5 protein-coding genes are annotated in these 5,690 nt (G+C 62.9%); all 5 read right to left on the bottom strand.

Going from position 1 to position 5,690, the window contains the following annotated elements:
• On the bottom strand, positions 1-1,794 hold a 1,794-nt coding region (locus LJE63_00920), incomplete at its 3' end, for a 4Fe-4S binding protein (protein MCG6905155.1).
• A 21-nt stretch (positions 1,795-1,815) separates the two neighbouring features.
• Complete coding sequence (locus LJE63_00915; GenBank protein ID MCG6905154.1) at positions 1,816-2,799, bottom strand: DUF362 domain-containing protein; 984 nt, start codon at positions 2,797-2,799, stop codon at positions 1,816-1,818.
• 112 nt (positions 2,800-2,911) lie between these two features.
• On the bottom strand, positions 2,912-3,925 hold the full coding sequence (locus LJE63_00910) for a hypothetical protein (protein MCG6905153.1): 1,014 nt from the start codon (positions 3,923-3,925) through the stop codon (positions 2,912-2,914).
• Between the two features lie 239 nt (positions 3,926-4,164).
• On the bottom strand, positions 4,165-5,103 hold the full coding sequence (locus LJE63_00905) for a cytochrome c3 family protein (GenBank protein MCG6905152.1): 939 nt from the start codon (positions 5,101-5,103) through the stop codon (positions 4,165-4,167).
• A gap of 137 nt (positions 5,104-5,240) precedes the next feature.
• A partial coding sequence (locus tag LJE63_00900; GenBank protein MCG6905151.1) for a universal stress protein occupies positions 5,241-5,690 on the bottom strand: 450 nt, incomplete at its 5' end.

The raw sequence follows: 5,690 nt of genomic DNA, 5'->3' as shown, positions 1-5,690 counted from the left end.
CACCAGCAGCGTGAGCCGGTCTCCCGCTGCGGCCGTCTCGGCCCAGGGGCTGTCCGCCAGGGTGATGCCGCCGGGACCGATGGCGACGATCCTGGCCGGCGGCCGACTGTCGCCGCCGTCAATGGTAACAAAATAGTCCCCGGTTGCAAACCGTTCAGAAGGCAGTGCCGGGCCTTCGACCAGCAGCCGGTTGTCCGCCATTGCCTGAAAGACCAGCGCGCCGCCCAGGCGAACCGGCTCGTAGACCTCGTGGGTGAAGATCGCCTTGGGGCTGACCGGGCAGTTTTCCTGGCAGACGATGCAAGGGCGGTCCATCGCCCAGGGCAGGCAACGGCCCCGGTCGACAAAGGCCGTGCCGATGCGGATGGGGCCTCGGGATGCGAAATCGCCCCGGCCCAAGCGCTCGTCCAGCGAAATCGGGCGGATGGCCGCGGTGGGGCACAGGTTGCCGCAGGCGATACAGCCCTGCTGACAGCCACTGGTGCCCATGCGGAAATTGAGCATCGGGGTCCAGATGCCTTCAAGGCCGGCCTGGGTCCCGGCCGGGTGGATGACATTGGTGGGGCAGACGCGCATGCACTGGCCGCACTTGATGCAGCGCTGGAGAAAGGCCGTCTCGGGCAGGGCCCCGGGGGGCCGGATCACCGCCGGGTTCCAGGCCGCGCCGGTCATGCCGGCCAGCCGCGCCAGGGGAACGACCGCCACCCCCGAGACGAGGCTCACCATGAATTCCCGTCTGGCGATGTCCGGCACGCCGACCTCGCCGGCGGCCGATAGGCTGCGCTGATAGCCCATCACGTCGTGCCGGCAGTGCGCTAAACAGTTCATGCACATCACGCACTCGGGGGTGCGGATGACCGAGGAGGGCTCGCAGGCGCCTTCGCAATACCGGTCGCAGGCGCCGCAGGCTGTGCAGCCGTCGGCTTTCTGCCCCACCCGCCAGAGGGCGTTTTTACCCAGCAGACCGAAGAGGGCCCCCAGCGGGCAGACAAACCGGCAGTAGAAGCGCGGGATGCGCAAGTTGAGAAAAACAGCCGCCCAGAAGATGGCGCCCATGGCAAAGACGCCGGGGTAGACCCGGCTGGCCGGAGACAGCGAAACCAGCCGGCCGTCAACCAGCGGCAGCAGGGTCAGGTTCACCGATCGATAAAAGAGCGGGATGGGGTCCAACAGGCCGGTCTGCAGGGATGCCGCCAGCAGCCGGGAGCCGTCGGTCAGAAGCCCCAGGGCGCTCCAGCCCAAGGCGATCAAGACAACAGCGGCCGCCCAACGCTTCCCCGATTTTTTTTGCCACCGGGCGAAAGTGGCCCCCAGCAGCAGCATGCCGACGACAATCCCGGCCAAAAGTGGCACCGAGGCCATGGCAGCCTTCAACAGCCGACCCAACAAATCGCCGGCCGCAGCGCCCAGCAGGAAGAGCAGGATGAGGTATTTGATGCGTTGGCCGCGGTGGTAGCGGTTGGCTGCGATCATCGCCGACGCCTTGCGGCCGCGGTTGGCGATCCACCCCACGACCTGGTGCAGGGCCCCGAAGGGGCAGATCCAGCCGCAGAAGAAGCGGCCCAGCAGGATAGTCAAGATCACGGTCGCCAGGCCCCACACCAAACCGGCGTAAAGGGTGCCGGTGGCCAAGAGGGTGCCCAGGCCGACCAGCGGGTCCAGCTGCATCAGCCAGCCCACCGGCCAGCCGCGCAACTGCCACCACTGCTCGCCCAGGGTGGAGACGATGCAGAACCACAGGAAGAGCATGAAGAAGAAGATCTGGCTGATGCGTCTGGCGGTGACGATTTTCATTGAAGCGGTCCTAATCGCGCCTCAGGTCTGGATCTCTTGCAGATCCAGGGACCGGTAGTCGGCCGTGCCGGCCCCAATGCTTTGCGCTTTGGCGATAAAGGCCAGGTCTGCGGCCGTCCGGCCCAGCAGGGTCGCGCCGACGGCATCGGCGGCCACCGGATCGGTGCTCACGATCAGGGTGCCGGTGGGTTTGAGATCCGAGAGCGACCCCCCGGTGGGCCCGTTGGTCATCATGGTCTGGATGCCGTCCAAGACCACCACCGTGGGCCTGATCATCATGGCCAGCTCCTGGATGATGGTGTGGATGTCCTGGTGAAAGATGTTGCGCCGCCCGCCCAGCAGGCCGTACCAGTTTTTCAGGGTCATGGAGGCGCCGCTGCGGTGATGATCTTTAACCGGGGCCATTCCGATGACGCGGTCCACCCGCGCCAGGGGGGCATAGAGAACCGGCCAGTCCCGGATCAGGCGCCCCCCGTCCACACTGTAGGGTGCAAACAAGGATTCGCGGGGCAAGACCACCTCGGCCCCAGCCTGACGGGCCGCCGCATCGATGCCGGTGAGTGCGAAGCAGGAGGCCGGGTCATTGATGGGGTTGTCGGTGACAATCACCCGCGATGCACCGGCGTCGCGGCACAGCCTCACCACGGCGGCCACCAGATCCGGGTGCGAGGTGGCGCCCAGGCTCGGCGGGGAGGCGAAGGCGGCGTTGACCTTGAGCAGCACGCGTTCGCCGGGCTTGACGAACGCGCCCATGCCCCCCAGGGCCGCAAAGGCCTGCCCGACGGCTCTCGCCCGGTCCGTTCCCCGGGCGATGCAGATCCTGCCCTGCAGCGGGGCCAGGGAAAAATCGGGAATCCGCAATGCGGCGCCGGTGTCGGATACGCCATCGGGGCCCTTCCCATCGTAGAACCCGATCCCCAGGGCGGCGGCCGCCGCCACCGAAAGCCCCGCCCGGGTGCAGCGGGTCAGAAATTCACGTCGGTTTAGGGTGGAATCAGCTGTCATGCAACAGTCCCCTAAGGGCGCCGGGGCCCGGGATGATATGGGTAACGTTGGGTCGCCGACTCCCCGAATCCAGCGCTGAGCGAAAAGCGGAGCGGCCCGCCTTCGGTGACGGTCACGGCTTCGGCTCTGTCCCTTGCAGATGCCCGGCCAGCCTCCTGGCCAGTTCGGCGGCCGCCTCCAGGCTGCCGGCTTCGTGGACCCCCGCCAGATAGCGGCCTTGGCTGAAGACGATTTCGTAGGTGTCGAAAAACTTTAGAACGCCGGCGCCCGCGACGGGGGGCGGGCCGTCTACGACGAGGGCGCCGTAGGAGAGCAGTGTTTGCCGGTATTCAAGGGCCAGTGCGGATGCCGCCTCAGGGGTCGGCCGCGGGGAAACAAAGGCCGTCAGGGGGGTGGCGTCGATCAGGTATTCTGCGGTGTAGACCTGATCCAGCTGCTCGAAGCCGAAGGCGTTGGCGGCGATCAGCTGAAGGCTGTCGGGCGTAAAACCCGCCATGGGAAAGAGGTCGGCACCCGGTGCAGGCCCTGCGCCCGCATCGCCGTGAGATGCAACGAAAAGCCGGGCCAGGTCTCCCATGGCCTGCTGCAGGCCCGGGGAGGCGTCGGTGCCGATGAACTCCAGGTAGAAGTTCCCGTGGGTCATGAAGAGGGCGTTTTCCGTGCGGTAGGCATCGGGGAAGGCATCGTCGGAGCGGGCCCCTTCCCGGCGCTGCATGCTGAACACGGAAAAGGCATTGGCCGGCGTGGCCATGTCGTAAACGAAAACCTCCACCCAGGCCCCGGCGGCGTCATTCGGGCTGAACCGCTGGGTGGAGAGGGACGCGAACCCGGAGGCGAGGTAGAGGTCCGCGCGACCGTTGATTTTTTCGTAGAGGGTGTCCGGGCCGAAGCGTTCCGGCGGCGAAAAGGGGGTGATCCCTGAGGCCGTGGCATCGATCAAAGCGGCCTGATCCGATTCCGGCGCGAGGGCGTGCTGGTAGGCTTCCGGCCGAAGTGCGCGCACTGCCGGGTTGATCTTAAATTGGCGCAGAAAAACGCCGGTTGCCACGATCGCCAAGATGACCATCAAGGCGATTGAAAGGCGGGTTTCCGTTTTTGCGGGTTTTTCATGCGCGGCAGATCTCATGGCCGACACCACAACGCAACACACCGTTGATCCATGGGGTGGAATTGTACACAGTAGAAATATTCCGGAACCATTTGTCAACCGTTAAGCGTCGCGGTCATGCCTAAACCCGCAAGAAGGCGCCGGATTCTGGTGCGTCACCATGGCACGTCCGTCGACGGACAGCGGGATAGGGCTTGGCGGATGTAGCGCCGGAGATGGGCAAAAAGACAAGGAGCGGTGGGGATTTAAAGCGTTATTCAATGTGAAACATCTTGTGCCAGCCGTTCAAATTGCTCTGCTGTCAAAGGGGTTCCGAAACCGACGTATTGCTCCACGGGAGGTGAGGTGTCGGCAATCGGGACCCAGCCGTTTTCGGTTTTATTGAGAAACACCCAATCCAGCTTTCCCTGGATCACCGGCACGACGCCTTGCCAGGTTTGGATCTGTCCATTTTCAAACCCGACCACCGGCACCCGGTCGCCATCTTGAATCCGTTGCACGGCCTCATTTTGATGACAGTCATCACAGAGGCGGCCTTCGGCGCTGATGGAGTGGGTAAAGTACGGGGCGTAGGCCACGAACTTTTTGTTCTGGTAGACCAAGGTCTGGACGTTTCCGGAGGTAACCTGGCCGTCATGATTGATCAACAGCAACCAGTCCTTCATGGCGACGAAATTCCCCTTTTTTTCACCCGTTTTGAGAAACGTGTCGAAGTGGCAGTTGTAGCAGCTGACCGTAGAGCGCACGTGACAGGCCGCGCAGGCCAGTTTGTCCCCGTGCACACTGTGGCTTTGGGTATCGGGGTCGAATTCGGGGGACTCCCGCTCCTGCTCCAGATGACATTCCTCACAGCTGGCGCGGACCCCCTTGGGGTGGCGCATGGATTGGCGAAAGCGGCCGTCGCCATGCACGTCGGAGCGGTAGTGGCAGTCCGAGCAGACCATGCCGGCACTGATATGCACATCCAGCTGACCCCTTTCACCGTCAAACTTGAAGGTCAGCCCCTCCCGGCCGTGGCAGGGCATGCAGGTGTTGATGTCCTTGGCTTTCTTTTCCGAAAAGAAGTGTTTTTCACCTTTTTGGCCGGCGTGGCATGTGTCGCAGCTTTTGACATGACAGGTTTTGCAGTCCAGTTGATCATAGGGAATTTGGGTGATTTTTTTAAACCCCCCGGCATCCTCATACCAGTGCCGCATCCCCTCCCCGGTGAAATGAAGACTGCTGGTAAAAAAGGATCCCAGGCAATCAGCGGGCTTCGCGGGTGAATCTGCCAAAAGCAAGGAGCTGAAAACCAGGAGGATCCCTATTGCCCCGATGGCAACGGCTGTTTTTCTCATGACGCATTTCCCTCCCATATTCTTTGCCGAAGGTGTTCCCGGCCGCCTGAAACCGTCTTTTCCCGCTTCAACCCGCTTGGCACCAGCATCACCGCACAGGGCGCGGATTGAAAAACGCGCTGCGCCACTTCCCCCAGTCGGTTGTAGCAGGGCCTGTCATTTCGATAGTGGACCCCCAAAACAATCAGATCGGCGGATGCGCTTTCCGCGTATTTGAGAATTTCAGTGGCGGGATCACCGATCAGCCAAGCGAATCGGTAATTCTTGAAATCTTGAAACCAAGGCCCATGGCTTTCCTTGAAACGGTCAAACTCGGCTCCGATCTCTTTTTTGAAATCCTCTTTTTGGGCAAGGTTCATTCCTGGCGCCGGTTTCAGAACGGAAATAATATCCAACCACGCGTCGCAGCATTTGGCCATGTTCAATGCCATGGCGAACGCACGGCT

The organism is Desulfobacteraceae bacterium (genome assembly GCA_022340425.1).
GTDB lineage: Bacteria > Desulfobacterota > Desulfobacteria > Desulfobacterales > JAABRJ01 > JAABRJ01.
This window is presented reverse-complemented; position numbering and strand designations above follow the sequence as displayed.

Excerpts from the sequence above, each read along its gene's own strand:
- LJE63_00915 (MCG6905154.1), bottom strand. The coding sequence starts at position 2,799 with ATGACAGCTGATTCCACCCTAAACCGACGTGAATTTCTGACCCGCTGC.
- LJE63_00910 (MCG6905153.1), bottom strand. The coding sequence starts at position 3,925 with ATGAGATCTGCCGCGCATGAAAAACCCGCAAAAACGGAAACCCGCCTT.
- LJE63_00905 (MCG6905152.1), bottom strand. The coding sequence starts at position 5,103 with ATGCGGCACTGGTATGAGGATGCCGGGGGGTTTAAAAAAATCACCCAA.